Genomic DNA, 19286 nt, shown 5'->3' on the forward strand with positions numbered 1-19286 from the left:
CGCTTCGCTCGCTGATATATCACCATGAAGAACATACTCAAAACGCTACCTGTCACAATCAAGAATGGCCGCATTGCGCTGAACTTCAAGTTGGCCGACGTCAAGGCGATGACGATCGTCGGCGTCGACCTGGTCGCCTTGATGCAGGACGGCAGCCGATTGCTGCTGCCGGGCCTGGCCCTCAAGGTGCTTGAGAAGCCGTCTCCCCAATTGCAGTTCGAGGACCAGGAGCTTGTCGGCACGGAGTTGTTCACCAAGGTCGACATCGACAACGTGACGCTCAAGGACGCCTCTGAAGCGCTGGGGGTTCCCAGTTCCGATCCGACGTCGCAGGACACCGGAGGCGCCACGGACCAGGCGCAGTCGGTTGCTCTGGGCAACGGCGGGCCGGAATCGACGGCCGGCAAGGAGGACAAGGGCGCTGAGGAACCGCCCGCCTGGTATCAGGAATACGGCTGGATCTTCGGCCTGGTCGGCCTGGCGGGGCTGGCGCTGGGGTTGTCCAGCCGCAAGAAGAGCAGCCAGGACGAACAAAGTCCGTCCAACCAGCCACCCGCCAATACCGTGCCTGATGCCCCCGGTGGAGCGCCTTCGGATGACGCCACGCCCGCGCCGGGGCCGTCCACGATTCAGGTCACCGGGGGCCTCGCGGCCGGTGTGCTCAACCATGCTCAGACGCTGTCGGTCATGCTCTATGACGGCCAGGGCGGGCAGTTGGGGCAGGGCGAACTGACGGTGGGCGCCGATGGCCAGGTCGTGGCCTACCGCGCCACCTTGCCCAGCGACTATGTCGGGTTCGTGCGGGTGGTGATGTCCGACCAGGCGCGCGATGGCCTGGGCTTCATCGATGAATACCGTCAGGCGCTGGCATTGTCGCAGGGCATGACCCCGGCCCAGGCCGAGCAGTTTGCCAGCTCCGACTTCCCGACCTTGAACGCGATCGGCTATCGCGCGGAGGGCCAATCCCAACTGACGATCTCGGTGACGCCGCTGACCGAATTGGCCGTCCGCCTGCTGGCGGGGGTATCGGCCGATCCAACGCAGCCATTGGACGGCGCGGTGACGGTCGAACAAGTCAACGAGATGATGGCCGCGGTCGCCAGGCTCGCGACCCAGTTCACGCAGGACGATGTACAGATCCTCGACATCCTCGGGCCGGTGATGGCCATCAACGCGAACAACTTCGCGGCGGCCGCGGATGGCGCTCAGGTCTACGGCAGGGTATTGGCCAGCCTGACGGGCCTGGACGCGGCCTCCGGCGCGCTCGAGAATTCGCTGCATCTCCTGACCAGCGGCTTGGCGGCGGACGCCGACGGCGCCCTGCATCTGGCCTCCACGGTCGAGGGCGCGATTCTGCTGGCCGCCATGCAGGAAGCCAATAAGCTGATGGGCCAGTTGGTCGATAGCTCGCTCTTCGAGGCCTTCAAGCTGCCAGAGGCGCCCTGGGCCGCCGTCACCGCCGTCTTCACGGATGCCTCAGAGGCCGTCAGTCCCACGCTGGACATGATCGGCAAGGATAAGCAGCCCTCCGTGACGGTAAGCTGGGACCCCGATTCCACCCACGTCGCCGCTGGCCAGACGGTGGCGCTCTATCTGTTCGATGGCCAGAAGGTCGCATCGCATGTCTTGTCGCAGGAGGAGGTTGACGCTGCCAGCGTGGTGCTGCGCGCGCAGGACTATGGCGACATGACCCTGGGCGACGATGGCGTGAAGCGCCTGTTCGCCGCGCTCGCCGACGACGACGGCGGGCTGGTCGCGCGCTCCGAACCGCACACGTACGGGCTGGTGAGCGTCGATGTCGACCGCATCACCAACCTGAGCGCCGACACGGGTGTCTCGCCCAGCGACTTCATCACCAACCAACCGGTGCAGGCGGTGTCCGGCACCTATCTCGGTGTACTGGGCCCCAATACTCGCATCGAGGTCTCGGCAGACGGCGGCAACACCTGGGTGGCCACCAAGGCCACGCCGGCCGCGGACGGAACCGGCGGCACCTGGGTATCCGACTCGCTGCGCCTGGACGGCACCCCGTCGGAGGAAGCGCCGAAACTGCAGACCCGCGTGACGGTGTCTGGCGTCAATGGCGAGCAGCCGTTGACGCTGGCGGGCGCCTCGCACGACTTCATCCTGGACGTCACGCCGCCGGACGCGGCTGTGGCGTCCATCGACAGTATCAGCGCGCCGTTCGCCGGCGGTTCGCTGCCCGGCGTTTTCCTGTTCACGGAGGCCTCGCAGACGATTCGCGGGACGCTGCGGGGAGCCACGACCGACGATGACCGGGTGATGGTATCGGTCGATGGTGGCGTGAACTGGATCCTGGGCGAAATTTCGGCGGACGGGGCAACTTGGAGCGCCGAGGTCGGATTCTCCCGGCATGGCGTCGGCGACATCCTGGCGCGCGTCAACGACGTGGCCGGCAATGCCACCGATTCGGTGGCTGCCCCCTACCAATTCTCCGCCCGCGAGCTGGTCGGCCTGCCGCCCACGCAGGCTGTGCAGATCGTGACTGTCACCGACAATGTCGGTGACGCCGATTCCTATGACTTCGCCGGGGCGCTGGGCCCCAATATGAGTACGGACGATCGGCGCCTGACGCTGAGCGGCAGAATCAGCGAGCCGCTGGTGGGCGATCAGGTGCTGGTCGTGATCAGCACTCTCGAAGGGGCAGCAGCCCCCAAGACCCTGGGTATCGTGAACGTGGCGCCCGACGCGCAGGAATGGTCGTTCACGCCGGTCGGCGACATGGATCTGGGGTTGAATCACATCGAGGTCAAGGTGTTTTCACCGGGGGCGAATGCCTATTCGCCGCACTATCCCGAAGGGGTCGACGAGACCACCCCGGGCGCCCAGTCCAACTGGGGCAGTTGGGACGTGAACGTGCAATCCATCTCGTTCGAAGGCGTGGTCATCCCCGGCGTGACGTCGGTCAACCTGCTGGAGATCCCGAACCGGGTTACCGACAACGGCCGCCCGATCCTGACAGGTGCGTTGGCCGCGCCCTTGCTGCCCGACGAACGCGTCTCGCTCTACGATGTGGCCAATGGCCGCGAACCCAGGCTGGTGGGCACGGCCGAGGTCACGCCAAGGGACGATGGCGCCGGCGCAACCTGGCGCTTCGCGTTCCGTGACGATGAACAACTGGGCGATGGCGAGCATCGCCTGCGCGCCGTGATCGAACTGTCCGGACCGGACGGATCGCGGGTGCCGCTGCTCAGCGCGGTTACGCCGACCGTGGTTGTCAGCACGGAATTGCCTGACCAGGCGGTGACGATCGACCAGGTCCTGGACGACGTGGGCGTCTATATGGGCATGATCGCCAGCGGCGCCTCCACCGACGACACCACGCCAACCCTGTCCGGCAGGCTTTCCGCACCGCTGCGTCCCGGGCAGACCATGCAGGTTCTGGTCGAGGATGCCGACCATCCCGAACGCTTCTTCACCTACCGTCCAGTCGTCGACGAGTCCGGCCTGGCATGGTCGCTGACCGTCCAGCCGGCCCTGCCCGAGGGCGACTACAACCTGAGCGCCGGCGTGGTCAACGTGGGGGGCGCGATGGGGCCGGGAAGCGCCGAATTCAATCTGCGCATCAACAGCCTGACCTTCACCAACCTCGAGGATTCCGTCGGCTCCATCAGGGGCAATGTGCTGGCCGGCGCCGAACCCTTCGTGACCGACGACAGGGGCCCCATCCTGCGCGGCAGCCTTGGCACGACCCTGGGCCAGGATGAAGTGCTGCGGATCGTGTCACGGCACGGCGCCGATCTGACCGTGCTGGGAGAGGCCACCCTCACGCCGACCGACGACGGCCGGCTGGCGTGGCAGTTTTCCACTGACGCCGCGGGCGATGGGCAAGGCCTGTTGCCGGATGGCCAATCGACGTTGTCTGCGCAGATCGTCGACGTCGCCAGCGGCCAGATTCGCCTGGCAGCGGACCGTGTCATCGTGGTGGACGACGGCGTGCCGACCGAGTCCGCCAACGTCTCCGCGGTGCGCGATCAGTTCCTGGGCGTGAATGGCTTTGTCGGCCCCCTGGCCGCGAACCAGAGCACCGACGACCGCCAGCCTTTGATCTCGGGCACATTGGTGGGCGTGCAAAGCCTGCTGGCGTCGCGCGTGGTGCAGGTCGTCGACAACTTGGTTCGCCCCGACGGCACGACGTCCGAAGGCGTGCTGGGCGTGGCCACGGTGGGCGCCGACGGCAGATGGAGCTTCCAGCCGGGCACCAACCTGGCGCCGGGAGAGCATACCTTCTCGGCCCAGGTCGTCAATCGGGCGAACGGCGAATCGGGCCCCCGCGGCCAGGCCTTCACGGTCAGGGAAAATGGGATCACGTTCACCGTGGTCCAGGACGCGGTGGGGCCGTTGCAAGGCAACGTGCTGGATGCGGCCGTGTTCACCCAGCCGCCCATCACCGACGATCTGCGCCCGCAACTGTCCGGTCGGCTCGAGATGCCGCTGGGGCCCGGCGAGCGTGTCGCGGTCTACGACTCGGAAAACGGCGGCCCGGTCAGCCTGCTGGGCACGGCCACGGTGACCGGCTCGTCCTGGGTTTTCAACCCGGGGACCGAACTGCGCAACGGCGTGCACGGGCTGCAGGTGCGGGTCGAGCGGCTGGTCGCCGGCGCGAACGCCCAGGTCCTGTTTTCGGCCTCGGTGCCGCCCATCACGGTCGATGGCACCAGCACCCCGGTCACCCAACGGGTCATGACGCTGGCGGTCACCGACAACAATGGCGCCAACGGCTCTCGCAGGGGTGTCGTGGTGGATCAGCGGGCCAGCATGGATGATCGCACGCCGGTCGTCAGCGGCACCCTGAGCGCGGCCCTGGATGCGAGCCAGCAGGTACAGGTGTTTGCTGCGCTGAGTGGCGGCGCCGAGCGCAGGCTGGGGGTGGCCACGACTACGGGTGCAAACTGGACCTACACCGTCGGCAGCCAGCTGCCCTACGGCCTGAATACGATCTCGGCGCGGGTGGTGGCAGTGAACTCGGGGTTGGTCAGCAATACGCTGTCGACCTCCGTCAACGTCAACAACATCACGCTCTCCGGGATCATCGAACACGAAGGCGGCTTCAACGTCCTGGTTCGGGACAGGCACGGCACGGGCGACAATACGGTAACGCTGCGCGGCTCGCTGGGCGCGCCCCTGCTGCTTGCCAGCGAGCGTGTGACGGTCTATGCCAAGGCGGAAGGCGAACCCATCGCCACGCCGCTCGGCGTCGCCACCCTTGAGCAGAACGGGCTCGACTGGAGCTTCGCCCTGCCGACCCGTGGCGGCGTGCAGCAGGTCTGGAGAGAGGGGGAATACGAAGTCTTGGTGCGTATCGAGGACATGTCCTCGCGTTCCGCGCTGGCGGTGGCCAGGACGACCTTCACGGTGGACACCGCGGCGCCGGAGCAGACCGCCACGATCACCGGCTACCAGGACCAGGTGGGCGATCTGCAGGCAGTGTTCGCCGAAGACGTCAGCACGGATGATGCCCGCGGCATCCTGCAAGGCACGATCGACGCACCGATCAACGGCGCCACGCGCGGCGTGGTGCTGTACGAGCAAGTCGACGGCCAATTGATACGACTGGGCCAGGCCACCGTGACGGGAACGGCGTGGACTTTCCAGAACCCGGTAGCCTTCGCCTCTGGCGCCCACAGCTTCCTTGCCCGGGTCGAGAACCTGGTCGCCGACAAGGTGGGAGGGGATTCGCCTGTGTTCCCCATCCACGTGCAGCAGGTCTACCTGGATGCCATCATGGCGTCCGGGGGGGACGAGACGAACATTCTTACGGCTGATCTCAATGGCACGTCGATCACGGGCGAATTGCGCATCACCGGCCACCTGGGCACGTCGCTGGCGCCCGGGGAGCAACTCTGGATCGCCGTCGATGGCGTGAGACAGAAGCGCGCCGCCGAGTTCGTCGGCACGGCAGGGGAACCCCAGTCCGCTTGGGGATATAACCTGGAAAACGACGAAGCGCTGGCCCAAGGCGACCACGTTATCGCGGCGTACGTCATGGATGCCGCCGGCAACGAAAGGCGCGTGGCGTCCGCGCCGTACTCGGTGCATATCGACAATGAGGCGCCGGTTGAAACGGTCACGATCAGCCGGGCGCGCGACAATCGGGCGGCGGGGCCGTCCTTCACGGGGGACAATCCATCCGCCGTTTCGTCGGACGATCCCTTGCCCCAACTGAGGGGTTCCGTCTCCGCGGCCTTGACGGGAGGCCGCAGCGTCGCGATATATGGACAGATGGCGGGGCAGGACGCCCCGGAGTTCCTGGGTTATGCGACGTTGGCCGCCAACGCGACCTGGACTTTCCAGGTCGACCGGGAGCTGCCTTTCGGCGATACGGTCTTCACCGCGCGCGTGGTCAATCGGGCACAGCCGGACACTTTGCGTGGCCCGGTTTCCCCGGAATTCATCGTGGCCGAACAGGAACTGAGCATTACGTCACTGGTCGACCAAAAGGGCGGCGTGACCGGCGACCTGTTCCAGTCGCAGGCGACGACGACCATTCTGCGAACCGATGACTTGCGCCCGACCTTGAAAGGACACCTTGCCGCGCCGCTCAAGGCCGGCGAGACCATCGCTATCTTCCATGGCGGCGCCCGCCTCGGCGAGGCCACTATCGATACCGACGGTGTTTCGTGGTCGTTTTCCCCGCAGGAGGACCTTGCGCAGCGTACCGGGCGCTTCAGTGCCGTGCTGCAGGCCACCGACGGCACTTCGCTGATCTCGACGCTGACGCCGGATGTCGCCGTCTCGGTTTTGCGGCCGGGACATGCCGTCACCATTGGCGCCGTGCAGGTCGGAAGCGGCGCAGCCAGCGTTGACGTGTTGAGCGGTGGCGGCGTCCTCGACAATGCGCTTCCGCGTCTGTCGGGCACCCTGGCGCAGGCGCTGAACGCCGACGAAGTGGTGCGCGTGTACTTGCAGGACAGCACCGGCGCCAGGCACTTCCTGGGCAATGCGGCGGCGTCCGGCAGCACCTGGGCCTTGCAGCTCGACGTCGCGTTGCCCGCGGGGACGAGTCATCTGCTGGCCGCCGTCGAGAACCGCGCCGACAGCCAGGACGTGGTGTGGTCGGCGCCGGTCGACGTCAACCTCGTATCCCTGTCGCCGATATCGGTGCAAGGGGTGACCGCACAGGACCATGTCACCAACGAGCGTCCGAGACTGAGCGGCGTGGTGACTACCGACAATCTTGAGAACCTGACCGTACGGGTGCTGGTCGATGGGACGGCGGCAGGCACGGTGGCCATCGACCAGGACGGCCAATGGAACTTCGATCTCTCCGATGACCTGGATTCCGGCCTGCATCAGGTCGGGTATGCGTTGCTGCGCAATGGCCAGCGGATCGCCGCGGTGCCAGCCAGCGAATCGGTGAGCTTCACGGTGGGCGCGGCCGACGGCCAGTTCAGCTTGACGCTGGACCAGGCGGAAATCATCGTCACCGACCAGGCCTTGACGATGCTGAGCGGCACGACGTCCGCGCCGGTGAAAGAAGGGTGGGGGGCCATGGTCAGGATCAACGACAAGGACGTCGGGTTGGCCAGCCTGGACGCCACGCGGCAGAACTGGTCCTATGCAATGTGGGCGCAGGTTCCCGGTACGTACTCGGTGACGGTGCGACCGCTCGGTCTGCTGCATCCGAATACGTCATACGGCGGTTGGGTGGGCACGGATATCACTCAGACCGGGATCACCATCGATGCGCCGGCCGACGCGATGGCATTGGCGGCGGGGCAATTCGCACTGTTCACCCATGAGGGCGCCGTCGAGTTGACGGGCGGATTGGCGGCTGCGCTGCCAGCCGGCGCCGTGGTGCAGGTTCGCAGCGATGGCGCGGTCCTCGGGCAGGCTACGGTGACAGGCTTGAAGTGGAGCTACAGCCTGCCTGTACAACAAGGACGCGGGACGCATCAGTTCTCGGTGGCGATATTGCCGCCCGGCGCCGACGCCAACGACGCCAGCGCAGAGCCGGCGTTGGCCGCGCAGGCGACATGGAGCTTCGTCGGCCAGGGCGAGGGCCCGCAGTCCTTTGCCATTGTGGGGATCACCGGCCTGGCGGATACCTCGGGCGAGAATGTGGTCAGCGCCAATGGGACGATCTCCGATCCATTGCCGGTGCTGCGCGGCAGCATCCAGGGAGCCCTGGAGCCGGTGGACCAGATCGTGGTGTTTGGACAGGCCCCCGGTGGCGCGCAGACGCGCCTGGGCGTGGCGCAGATGGTGAATGCCACCACGTGGGAATTCCGCCTGAAGACACCGCTGCCCTTTGGCGGCTACACGCTGACCGCGATGCCGGAAAACCGGCTGACGGGTATCGCCGACGACTTGTTCGGCGCAGTCGCGAACTTCCAGGTCCAGCATATCGCGATCACGACGGTGGAGGATCGCACGGGCGTCATTCGGGGCAATGTGCTGGAGAGCGCCGCTTCCTTGACCGATGACGCCACGCCGGTCATCCGGGGACAACTGGGGGCGCCGGTGCGTGCCGGCCTCCAGCACCTGGAGGTGTCGGATACCGTGAATGGCGTGACCACCGTCCTGGGCCGCGCGCAACTGGACGCGGCCGATCCATTGCGTTGGAGTTTCACGCCTTCGGCACCGCTCGCCGACGGCCGGCACACCCTGACGGTGGCCGTGGTCGAAACCAATACCGCGGCCGTCCAGGCCGAGCATCAGGTTTCCTTCATCAAGGACGGCAGCATTCCCGCGCAGACCGTCACGATCACGCAGGTGCGCGACGATGACGGCCCGGTGATCGGCAACGTGCCACTCAATGGCGCGATCGATTACCCGCGTCCGCTGGTGTCGGGCAGGCTCAGCGCAGCGCTGACCAACGCGCAGGTGCTGCGCATCTGGCAGGAGGGCGCGGGAGGCGCGGTCACCTATCTGGGGGACGCCACCGTCACCGGCACCAACTGGACATGGCGCAGCGACCGGGACATGGCGTTCGGCGACGTCCGCCTGTTCGCCACGGTGGACAACGCCGCATCGGTCGGCCCGGTGTATCCGGCGCCCGACGGTTCGGCGCACGGCCCCCGTTCGGCGGTCTACAGCTTCCGCCTGCTGGCGCTCAACGATATCGAGGTCAAAACGCCCGAGGGCAACGCGGTGGAGGCGAACACCGTCGACCGCCTGTTCGTGATCAGCGGCAAACTGGCGGCGCCGTTGGTCAACGGTGAATACTTGGAGGTCCGTGATGGCGACCGGATACTGGGTCGGGCCTCCCTTGAGGACGACCTGGGCTGGCGGTTCGCCATTGACCAGGCGCTGTCCAATGGCCAGCACAACTTCAAGGTATCGCTGGTGGGCGCCGGCAATTCCTTGACTACTCCATTGGTATTCGGGCTTGTGCCGGTGAATGTGCATGACGCCGCGCCCGACCCATTGCAGGCGGGGCTGATCCAGGCCGTGGTCGCCTTGCCGCCCACAGTAATGCTGGTCGCGGGCAGCGCCTTCGACACGCTGATGGGACAAAGTGTCCGGCCCGGCCAGAGCCTGGGCAGTGGCCGCGTCGGGATTTTCGGCACCCTGGCCCTGGCGCCCCGCGCTGGCGATATCGTTCAGGTGTTCGACAATGGCTCGTTGTTGGGCACGGCCTCGGTTGCCGGCACGCGCTGGTGGTACAACGGACCGGAAGCGTTGGGCGCGGGCGATCACCAATTCACCCTGCGCATCAACGAACAGCCGGTTCCGGTTTCCAACCGCGTCACGCCCGAGGTGTATCCGATCCAGGTGCTGGATGCCGATGCCATCCGCATCGACGATCTCGTCAATCGCACGGATACGAGGCAGTCGCTGAGCGGCTCGCTGGTCCACGCCCTCGGCAACGGCGAAGTGCTCGGCGTGTATCGCACGCTGAACGGTGAAACCGTGCGCCTGGGCGATGCGCAGGTGCAGGACGCGGCGCGCGAGGATGGGCGCTTCGGCTGGCAATTCACGCCCGATGCGGCCTTGCCGCTGGGCGTTGGCGAGCAGACCTTGACACTGCAGGTTGAGGGTGCGACGCACGCGCGCATCGCCGCGACGCAGTCGGTCTCGATTCTCCTGGACGAATCCAGCCTTGCCACGGCTGCCACGATTCTCTCCGTGTCGGCGATCCAGCCGGATGGGCTGCACAGCCTGGTGCCTGACTCCCGGGTGGCCGCGTCGGCGCTCATCGTGAGCGGTGATCTGGACCGCGCCCTGATCGGTAGCGAACGCGTTGCGCTGTATGACGCCGATGCCCTCGTTGGCTACGCCACGGTTGGCGCCAATGGCCGCAGCTGGACCTATACCTCCACCGGGATCGGCAATGGCCATCACGAGTTGAAGGCCGTGGTCAAGAGCGAGGCTGGCATCGATGGCCCCTTCTCGCCGTCCTTCGGGCTGGATGTGGTGGCGTACACCCCGGCCATCACGTTGACCGGAGTGCGGGAGGGCGAGTCGTCGTTGGGCAACGCGGTGGCGCTGGATACCCAGGGATTCTCGGTGTTCGCCTGGAACATGAACAGGGCGATATCGCCTGACCTCCCCAACCTCAGGGCGACCGCGAACCTCGCGCCCACCGGCTGGTCGCAAGTGCCGCAGCTCGGCTTCGGCACCTATTCCAGCGCCTTTCTTCCGGGGATTCCGTATTCCACGGTGGCCAACTACGTGGGTAGCGGTTGGTTCCATGTGGATCCCGAGCAGGTTGGCCTCTGGCAATTCCGTTCGCCGCGCGTGGACGATTTCGAAATCGTCAGCGTCGATGGCGCACGGCTGATGGCTCAGCGCTCGTTCGGGGCCAACGGTTTGCAGGCCGGCATCAATCTGGACGCGGGTTGGCACTACCTCCGGGTCGACGCGGGCAATACCGGCGGCCCCGGCTCGTTGACGATTTCTTGGCGCCGTCCGGGAGAATCCGCGTTCAGCGTGATCCGAGGCGTCCAGACCGGTCCGGACGAGAAGGCGGCGGCCTTGGGAGCCACGGACCAGCAACACGCCGTGACGCTGAACTACTCCTTGAGCGCGCCGCTGGCAAAGGACGAGACCTTGCAGGTGGTGGACCAGACCGCGCATCGCGTGGCGGACGGGCTGCGCTTGCAGTTCTGGAACCTTCCCGCGGATGCAAACCGGACCTTCGAACGTGCGCTGGCGCTGACGGAGACGACGGCGCCGGTCGTGTCGCGCATGACGGATAGCGTGCTGTACGACCCCACCCACCGCTACGATAGCGGCGTGGTCGCCACTTCGTTCTCCATGGTGGGCCGGGCCTCGGGCTGGTTCCATGTCGAGCAGGGCGAGGCCGGCACCTGGCTGTTCCGCGGCAGCACCCGGTTCGACCATGTACAGCTCAAGGTGGACGGCCATACGCTGCTGTCCCCGGACACCGGCTTGGACCATGCGCAATATGCTTCGCTGCACCTGGACGCAGGGTGGCACTATCTGGATTCCACGCTGTTCCAGGGTAATAACGGCAATTTACGGGCCGAGGATTGGCAAATCAGCGTGCAGAAGCCAGGAGATAGGGACTTTGCAAGCCTGACCGGCTTCGCGCAGTTCGACGCTGCGGTGCTGGGCAATGCCACCGTCGTCGATGCCCAGCATGGCACGGAATTTTCCTTCGGCCTGTCGATCGACGACGGCAACAGCCATACGCTGTCGGCGGCGGTGATCAAGGCGGGCGAAGCCGCGGCCAACCCGCTGGAAGACGGCAAGGCCGGCATGACGTTCCTGGCCAATGGCGCCTTTGGCATCATCGACAAGCAGGTCGAGGTCGTCGGCGACGGACAGCATATCAATTTCTCCCGCGACCACGGCACCATCAACCTGGTCAACCTGGACGCCGATGGCGCGGCCCATGCCAACGGCAACACGCTGGTGGTGAACGCCCGGGACGTGCAGCAAGCCGATATCGGCGCGGCCGCCTTCCTGGGTGGCAGTCCGTTGCTCAACACGTCTTATCACCAAATGGTCGTGCTGGGCGGCGAGCATGACGTGCTGAAGTTCGGCGACGCGGTTTCAGCGAGCCAGTGGCAGCAAGACGGGACGATTGATATGGCGCAAGACCGTCATCTGACGGTGTTCACCGACGCCGACAGGCAATTGCAGGTGATTGTCGACACCCATGTCACGCTTGACCTGGAAGGGGCGCTGCGTTCGAACGCCCATCCGGTCATCTGAGGTACCTGGCATGCATAGCGAATCTGGAAAGATCAACTATTGGCCGGGCTTCGTCGACGCCTTCTCGAACCTGGTGCTGGCGCTGGTTTTCGTCATCGTGGTGTTGGCCATGTCGCTGGGGATGTTCGGCAGCCTGATGGCCAAGATGGCGGTGCAGCGCGCGTTGGTGGAGCAGCTCAGGGAGCTGAAGGCGGTATCCGCGGGCAAAGGCGAGATTGACGAAGGCACGGCGACGGAAGCCGCCGGCGGGGGGCACCCTCCAGTCCTGCCCGACGCGGCGGATGCCGGGTCGGTTCGGGACAGTGTCGTGCCGACTGTGCCGGAACCGGCCGAGGCGCCACGGCCCGTTCCGGTGGACCCCGCCGCTGTGGTGCCGGTGCCTCGTGATTCCGCCGCGCCACAGGAGCAGGACCCTGCCGCGGCGGTCACGCCTGACGGCACACTGCGGGCCGGGAGCCCGGCAAGCGAGGCTCGAACGCTGCCGGTCGACGGCAATACGGCCGCCGAGGCGGAGCGGGCGGCGCTGCGTCGCGAAAACGAGGTGCTGCGGGAAGAAAACGCCAATCTGCGCAAGAAGAACGCCGCGTTGTTGCAGCCGGAGACCCCGGCCCGCCATGAGGCCAAGGCCACCAAGCCAGCGCCGTCGGGCGAGCCGAAACCGACGGATAAATTCGGGCCGACGCTGCCCGAAGGAGACCGCCAATTCGTCCAGAGCATCGAAGACGAATTGCAGCGCGCGCTCAAGCAGCTCGAGAACCAGCCCGACAGCCGCGACAACATCAATGTGATGATTTACGTGCCGAACTACGCGTTGACCGAAAACAGGCGCACGGCATTGTTCTACCTAATTTCTATCAAGGATTATTTGATGAAACGAAATATCTCCTCCGCGCGGATTCGGATGCAGATGACCCAGGCACCAGTTGGGCAAAAGGACATGTCCGTGTCCGTTTCCGTTGAACGCTGAGGAACCCATCATGAAATTCCTGTCATTCCGCTGGCATGTAGCCAAGGTCATCGCTCCGTTGCTGGTGCCGCTGCTCGCGGTCATCATCTGGCCCGAGTTCATGAAGTTGGCGCTCGGGTCGGGCCATGCCATCACTTTTGTAATCATGGCGGGTATCGTCGTCGGCGCGGTGATCATTTCCTACCTGAGCCTGCGCATCAATAACCGCTGGAAGGCCCTGGCGCGATTCAGCGCCGCGGTCGAGGATCGCGATGTCGACTGGCACAGCATGCCGTTTGTGCAGAACACCACCCTCGGGAAGATAGTCCTGCGCCAGGACACGCTGGCGTTGAAACAGGATGCCATCGAAAAAGACATCCATGACTTTCGCATCAGGGTTTATCAGGCGCAGGCTCTGCCCGATTTCCTGGTCGGACTGATGGTGGCGCTGGGGCTGGTGGGGACGTTCATCGGCCTGATCTACACCCTTGGCGACATCGGCACGATGTTGGCGCAGCTCGACACCAGCGGATTGGGTGAGACCCAGATCGAACAGGTCTTCGGCCGCATGGTGGCGCAGTTGCAGAGTCCGCTGGTCGCCATGGGCACCGCTTTCGCGGCATCGCTGTTCGGCTTGATCGGGTCGATTCTGCTGGGTCTGATGATGGTGCTGTTGCGCGGACAGGTCGAGAGCTATCTGCGGGCAGTGCGCAAGTTCATGCTGAAATTGTTCGATGAGCGCAACCGTCATTTCAGCCTGGCGCAGGCCGATGTGGTGACCGAGGAGATGCTGTCGCGCCAAGTGCACCACCTGGGAGAACTGATCGAGCGGTTGGGAGAGCGCCAAGGCGAATCGCTGCGCTCTCAAGAGGCTTTGCAGCGTCAGCTCAGTCAGGTGGGCGATTGGCAGGAGGCCGCCCTTGCGCAAGTGAACGACACCAAGGCGCGGACCGCCTCGCTCGAAAACAATCTGGCGGCGTTGTTCGAGCGCATCGATGCGATCATCACCGCGACACGGGCATTGACGGACGCCTCGGCCCAGGGATCGGTTGACCTGCGGCGCACGACCGAGGTACTGACCAGCGCCGCCGATACGCAGAAGGCGCATGGCCTGGTGCTGGAACAATGCGTGGAGCGCCTGGCCCAGGCTCCCTTGTTGCTGGAATCGTTGCAAACCTGGAACCAGGCGGTCAGCGCGCATCAGGATGCGCGCTTGCAGGCATTCGACGCGCAGTTGCAGGTCATTCGCGTGCTGCTGGAGCAGCGCCATTCGCCGGCCGCGGCGGCGACGTGAGCTGCACGACACGATTGTGAAACGACTCCGGTTGCTCAAAAAAAGGCGCCCCGTGGGGCGCCCAGGACCGGCAATCCGGTTGGCGGGCAAGCGCCCGCCCGTACTCAATCCATTTTCAAGCCGGCTTCCTTGACCACGCGCTGCCACTTCGCGATCTCGGCGCGGCGGAAGGTGTCCAGTTCGGCCGGGGTCGAGCCGATGGGTTCGGCGCCGATGCCGGCGAGCTGTTCGGCGATCTGCGGGTCCTTCAGCACCTTGGCCAGCGCCTGCGAAACCTGATTGATGATTTCCGGCGGGGTGCCGGCGGGCGCGAACACCGCGTTCCACTCGTAGGTTTCGTAGCCGGGCACGCCCGACTCGGCGATGGTGGGCAGGTCCGGCGCCGCCTTGGAACGTTCCGAGCCGCCCACGGCCACCGCGCGCAGCTTGCCGTTCTTCACGTGCTGCCAGGCCGAGCCCATGCTGGCGAACATCACCGGCACCTGGCCCGACATGACGTCGATCATGGCCGGACCGCCGCCTTTGTAGGCGACGTGCTGCAACTGGGTCTTGGCCAGCAGGTTGAACAGTTCGCCAGCCAGGTGCTGGGCCGAACCAGGGCCTGCCGAGGCGAAGTAGACCGGCTCCTTGGCGCCGGGCTGGCCCAGGCGGATCAGGTCGGCCACCGTCTTCACTTCATACGACGGCGTTACCACCAGCACGTTGGGCACGCGCAGCAACAACGACACTGGCGCGAAGGCGGTCAGCGTGTCGAACTGCATCCTGGTGTGCAGCGCCGCGTTCTGCGCGTGGTTGGAGGCGTCCAGCATCAGCGTGTAGCCGTCGGGCTGGGCCTTGGCGACCGCCGCGCCGCCGATCATGCCGCCGGCGCCGCCGCGGTTCTCGATCACCACCGGCTGGCCCAGTTCGGCCGCCAGCTTGGGGCCGATCAGGCGGGCCACCACGTCGACCGTGCCGCCGGGCGGGTAGGTCACGACCAGCGTGATGGGGCGCTCGGGATAGGCGGCGCTGGCCGTGCCGGCGGCGCCGGCCAGCACACCGGCGGCGGCCAGCAGGCTGGCGCGGCGCGCGAGGCGTTTGATCAGAGGGGTCATCGGGAGTCTCCTTGGAATTGGAACAGTCGCAACGGCGTGTCGGCAAGCACGGCGCGCCGCTGGGCGGGGTCGTCGATCCAGTCGTCCAGCCACCGCGTGGCCGCAGGGTAGGACGCCAGGTGGCGATGCTCGGTATGGGGCCAGTCGCTGCCCCACATGAGGCGCTCGGGGCCGCAGGCATCCAGCAATCGCCGCGCGGCCTCGCGGCCGGAGGCGGCACAGGCCGGGCCGCTCCAGTTGCGGTAGGGGGCCGACAGCTTGATCCAGACCTGGCCGCCGGCGGCTTGCCGCAGCAGGTACTGGAAGCCCGGGTCGGCAACGCCCAGCGCCGGATCGGGGCGGCCGAAGTGGTCCACCACCACGCGGCAGCCGGCCTGCAGCAGGGCGGGCAGGAGATCCGCCAGCCGCGCCGCCTGCACGTGCACCTCGACGTGCCAGCCGAGCGCGTTGACGCGTTCGAGCAACTGGCGCCACGCCGGCGCGGCCAGGTCGGGCAGGGCCAGACCGATCAGGTTCAGGCGTATGCCGACCACGCCGGCCGCGGCCAGTCCGCCCAGGGCGGCGTCATCGATGCCGGGGGCGACCACCGCCACCCCGCGCAACCGCGCCGGCTCGGCGCGCAGCGCCGCGACCAGGTGGCTGTTGTCGTTGCCCAGGAAGCTGGGCTGCACCAGCACGCCATGCGAAAGGCCGTGCGCGTCCAGCAGGCCCAGATATTGGGCCGGCGTGGCGTCGTAGTCGGGCGTGTGGCGGCGCGTGTCCGCCAGCGCCAGGCCCTGGCGGAACACGTGCGCGTGGGTGTCGACGGCGGGGCCGGTGACCGAGGGGGGCAAAGCTGTCTCCTGCAATCCTGCGTGCGTGGTCCGGGGCGGGCACGCCTCATTAAGGTTCTGTGAGCGGGATTCTAGGCAGCCGGGGTATAGTTTTCTATTCTGGAAAAACGCTTTATTCATATTGGATTGATATGGAAACCCGGCATCTGCGCTATTTCCTCGCGGTGGTCGACCATGGCAGCGTCAGCCGCGCCTCGGAATGGCTCGGCATCGCCCAGCCGGCCCTGAGCCAGGCCCTGGGCCGCATGGAAAAAGACCTGGGCGTGCGCCTGTTCGAGCGCTCGCGCCAGGGTTCCACGCCGACCCCGGCGGCCCTGGCCATTCTGGAAGACGTGCGCGCCAGCATCGCCCGCATCGACGCCGCCGCGCGCCGCGCCCGCGAAATCGGCCGCGGCAGCGCCGGCCAGTTGACGGTGGGGCTGGTGTCGTCGGCCCTGTTCGACACCCTGCCGCGCGCCTTGCGCGAGATGCGGCGCCAGGCGCCCGGGGTGCGCGTGATCCTGCGCGAGATGAGCAACGCCGAACAGGCCGAGGCGCTGCAACGCGGCGAGATCGACATCGGCCTGATGCACACCCCGGTGGCGGTGGGCGGCCGCATGCGCGAACGCCAGTTGCTGCGCGACCGCCTGGTGGCGGCGGTGCCGGACGAATTCGAGGTGGCGCCGGACGGCCAGGTCTCGATGGCGCAGATCGCGCGGGCCGGCCTGGTGATGTATCCCCAATCGCAGTTGCCGGCCTTCTACGCCGGCATTCTCGACGCCATGCGCAAGGGCGGCCACGACGCCCAGGTGGCGCAGGAAGCCAATCGCACCCTGACCGTGCTGGCCTGCGTGGCCGGCGGCTGCGGCGTGGCGCTGCTGCCAAGCTGGATCCGCTCGATGGATTTCCGCGGCGTGCGTTTCTGCGAGGTGCGCGACGGCGAACGCCTGCCCAGCTTCGACCTGAGCGCCATCTGGCCGGCCCGCTCGGTGCCGACGCTGGCGGACCTGTTCGCCCATCTCGACCTGGGCGCCGCCGAACCCTTAAGCCACGCTTAAGACGCCGTTCCGGCCGGAACCGGAACGCCCCTGCCGTTCTAACAATAAATAGACGGCATCAGGGGACTGTTCATGAATCTGGACTGGCAGCAGCAGTTGTGGCAAAGCGCGTGGTGGATGGCGCGCGCGTTCGGCATCAGCGCCGTCGCGCTGGCGCTGGTGGCGCTGGCCTTGTCGCGCTGGACCGACTGGGGACGCAAGTTCTGGCGCCTGGCCTGGCCCTACCTGACGCCGCGGCGCAGTTGGCGCCCGTTGCTGACGCTGGCGGCGCTGCTGTTCCTGGCGATGTTCTCGGTTCGCATGACCGTGCTGTTTTCGTTCTGGTACAACGGTTTCTACAGCGCCCTGCAAGCGCTCGACGCCGCCGCTTTCTGGCGCTTCCTGGGCATATTCTCGGTGCTGGCCACGGTTCATGTGGTGCGCACGCTGATCGACAGCTATGCCGGCCAGGCTTTCGACATCCATTGGCGCGTCTGGCTCAACGACCGCCTGACCTCTGACTGGCTGGGCGCGCGCGCCTACTATCGCGGTCATTTCGTCGAGCAGCCGGTCGACAATCCCGACCAGCGCATCGAGCAGGACATCGCCATGTTCGTGACCGGCTCGCGCACCCTGGCGATCGGCGCGCTGAGCGCCATGGTATCGCTGGTGGCGTTCACCGTGATCCTGTGGAACCTGTCCGGCGCGCTCACGGTGGCCGGGGTCGAGATTCCGCGCGCCATGGTGTTCATGGTGTACCTGTACGTGATGGTCGCCACATGGTTCGCCTTCCGCATCGGCCGGCCGCTGATCCGCTTGAACTTCCTGTCCGAACGCCTGACCGCCAACTTTCGCTACGCCTTGCTGCGCCTGCGCGAAAACGCCGAGAACGTGGCCTTCTACCAGGGCGAGGCGGTCGAGCGCGCCACGCTCTGGGCGCGCTTCTCGGCCTACATCGCCAACCTGTGGGCGCGCGTCTACCGGGGCCTGAAGTTCGATGGTTTCAACCTGGTTGTGAGCCAGGTGGCGGTGGTGTTTCCGTTCCTCTTGCAGGCGCAGCGCTTTTTCAGCGGCGCGATCAAGCTGGGCGACGTGATGCAGACCTCGCAGGCGTTCGGCCAGGTGCAGGACTCGCTGTCGTTCTTTCGCACCTCGTATGATTCGTTCGCGCAATACCGCGCCACGCTCAACCGCCTGGCCGGATTCCTGGATGCCAACGCGGCGGCGCGCGCGCTGCCGGCGATCGAGGCGCAACCCCTGGCCGACGCGCTGGAACTGCGCGGCCTGGAGGTGGCGCATCCGGACGGCCGAGTCCTGTTGCGGCGGCTGGACCTGGCGTTGCGGCCGGGGCAGGCCCTGCTGATCAAGGGGCCGTCGGGCAGCGGCAAAACCACTTTGCTGCGCACCTTGGCGGGCCTGTGGCCCTACGCGCGCGGCACCGTGCGGCGGCCGCAGGGGGCGGCGGCGCTGTTCCTGTCGCAGCGACCCTATCTGCCACTGGGCCGGTTGCGCGACGCGGTGGCCTATCCGGGCCAGGCGCGCGACGGCGACGATGCGCGCCTGGCGGCAGCCCTGCGGGCGGTGAACCTGGCGCACCTGGCCGGGCGGCTGGATCACGAGGCGGACTGGTCGCGCATCCTGTCCATCGGCGAGCAGCAGCGCGTGGCCTTTGCCCGCGTGTTGTTCAACCGGCCCGCCATCGTTTTCCTGGACGAAGCCACCTCGGCCACCGACGAAGGGCTGGAACACCTGCTCTATGGCCTGCTGCGCGAGCAACTGCCGGACACCATGCTGGTCAGTGTCGGCCATCGTGGCACGCTCGACGCCTTCCATACCCATCGCCTGGACCTGGATGGGGCGGGCGGTTGGACCCAGGCGGCGCAGGCGGGCGCGGCGCGCACCCGGGCGGCGGCTTAAGGCTTGTCCACCCCGAAAGGCGCTTCGGGTGACCACGAG

The 19286-nt window shown here is 66.7% G+C and carries 7 protein-coding genes; 5 read left to right on the forward strand and 2 right to left on the reverse strand.

Annotated features, from left to right (window positions below; genetic code table 11):
* Nucleotides 1–24 precede the first annotated feature (24 nt).
* From AC6LKG_RS08125 to AC6LKG_RS08135, 3 genes are read left to right on the forward strand one after another with little or no spacing between them, the layout of a single operon-like run.
* Nucleotides 25–12147: an Ig-like domain-containing protein gene (locus AC6LKG_RS08125; RefSeq protein ID WP_498163842.1), complete on the forward strand. Its 12123-nt coding sequence runs from the start codon at nucleotides 25–27 to the stop codon at nucleotides 12145–12147.
* A 10-nt stretch (nucleotides 12148–12157) separates the two neighbouring features.
* On the forward strand, nucleotides 12158–13114 hold the full coding sequence (locus AC6LKG_RS08130) for a hypothetical protein (protein WP_498163843.1): 957 nt from the start codon (nucleotides 12158–12160) through the stop codon (nucleotides 13112–13114).
* A gap of 10 nt (nucleotides 13115–13124) precedes the next feature.
* Entirely contained in the window at nucleotides 13125–14387 is a 1263-nt protein-coding gene (locus tag AC6LKG_RS08135) for a hypothetical protein (RefSeq protein WP_498163844.1), read from the forward strand.
* Nucleotides 14388–14491: 104 nt separating this feature from the next.
* Here the strand turns inward: AC6LKG_RS08135 and AC6LKG_RS08140 are convergent, their stop codons facing one another.
* Together AC6LKG_RS08140 and AC6LKG_RS08145 are read right to left on the reverse strand one after the other, a co-directional pair.
* Nucleotides 14492–15481 carry a tripartite tricarboxylate transporter substrate binding protein gene (locus AC6LKG_RS08140; RefSeq protein WP_498163845.1) on the reverse strand — a complete coding sequence of 330 codons (990 nt, stop codon included), beginning with the start codon at nucleotides 15479–15481 and terminating at the stop codon, nucleotides 14492–14494.
* On the reverse strand, nucleotides 15478–16314 hold the full coding sequence (locus AC6LKG_RS08145) for an amidohydrolase family protein (protein ID WP_498163846.1): 837 nt from the start codon (nucleotides 16312–16314) through the stop codon (nucleotides 15478–15480). Before AC6LKG_RS08145 ends, AC6LKG_RS08140 begins: the two co-directional genes overlap by 4 nt.
* A gap of 131 nt (nucleotides 16315–16445) precedes the next feature.
* Between AC6LKG_RS08145 and AC6LKG_RS08150 the strand changes: the two genes are divergently transcribed.
* Both AC6LKG_RS08150 and AC6LKG_RS08155 read left to right on the forward strand, forming a co-directional pair.
* The gene (locus AC6LKG_RS08150) at nucleotides 16446–17351 is read left to right on the forward strand and encodes a LysR family transcriptional regulator (protein ID WP_498163847.1); all 906 of its coding nucleotides are present in this window, start codon (nucleotides 16446–16448) and stop codon (nucleotides 17349–17351) included.
* A gap of 72 nt (nucleotides 17352–17423) precedes the next feature.
* A complete protein-coding gene (locus AC6LKG_RS08155; RefSeq protein WP_498163848.1) occupies nucleotides 17424–19247 on the forward strand; it encodes an ABC transporter ATP-binding protein/permease in 1824 nt (607 codons plus the stop codon).
* Nucleotides 19248–19286 lie beyond the last annotated feature (39 nt).

Source organism: Achromobacter sp. 46006 (assembly GCF_059761975.1).

Bases quoted from the DNA above. Each gene is read 5' to 3' on its own strand.
- AC6LKG_RS08125 (WP_498163842.1), top strand. From the start codon at position 25: ATGAAGAACATACTCAAAACGCTACCTGTCACAATCAAGAATGGCCGC.
- AC6LKG_RS08130 (WP_498163843.1), top strand. From the start codon at position 12,158: ATGCATAGCGAATCTGGAAAGATCAACTATTGGCCGGGCTTCGTCGAC.
- AC6LKG_RS08135 (WP_498163844.1), top strand. From the start codon at position 13,125: ATGAAATTCCTGTCATTCCGCTGGCATGTAGCCAAGGTCATCGCTCCG.
- AC6LKG_RS08140 (WP_498163845.1), bottom strand. From the start codon at position 15,481: ATGACCCCTCTGATCAAACGCCTCGCGCGCCGCGCCAGCCTGCTGGCC.
- AC6LKG_RS08150 (WP_498163847.1), top strand. From the start codon at position 16,446: ATGGAAACCCGGCATCTGCGCTATTTCCTCGCGGTGGTCGACCATGGC.
- AC6LKG_RS08155 (WP_498163848.1), top strand. From the start codon at position 17,424: ATGAATCTGGACTGGCAGCAGCAGTTGTGGCAAAGCGCGTGGTGGATG.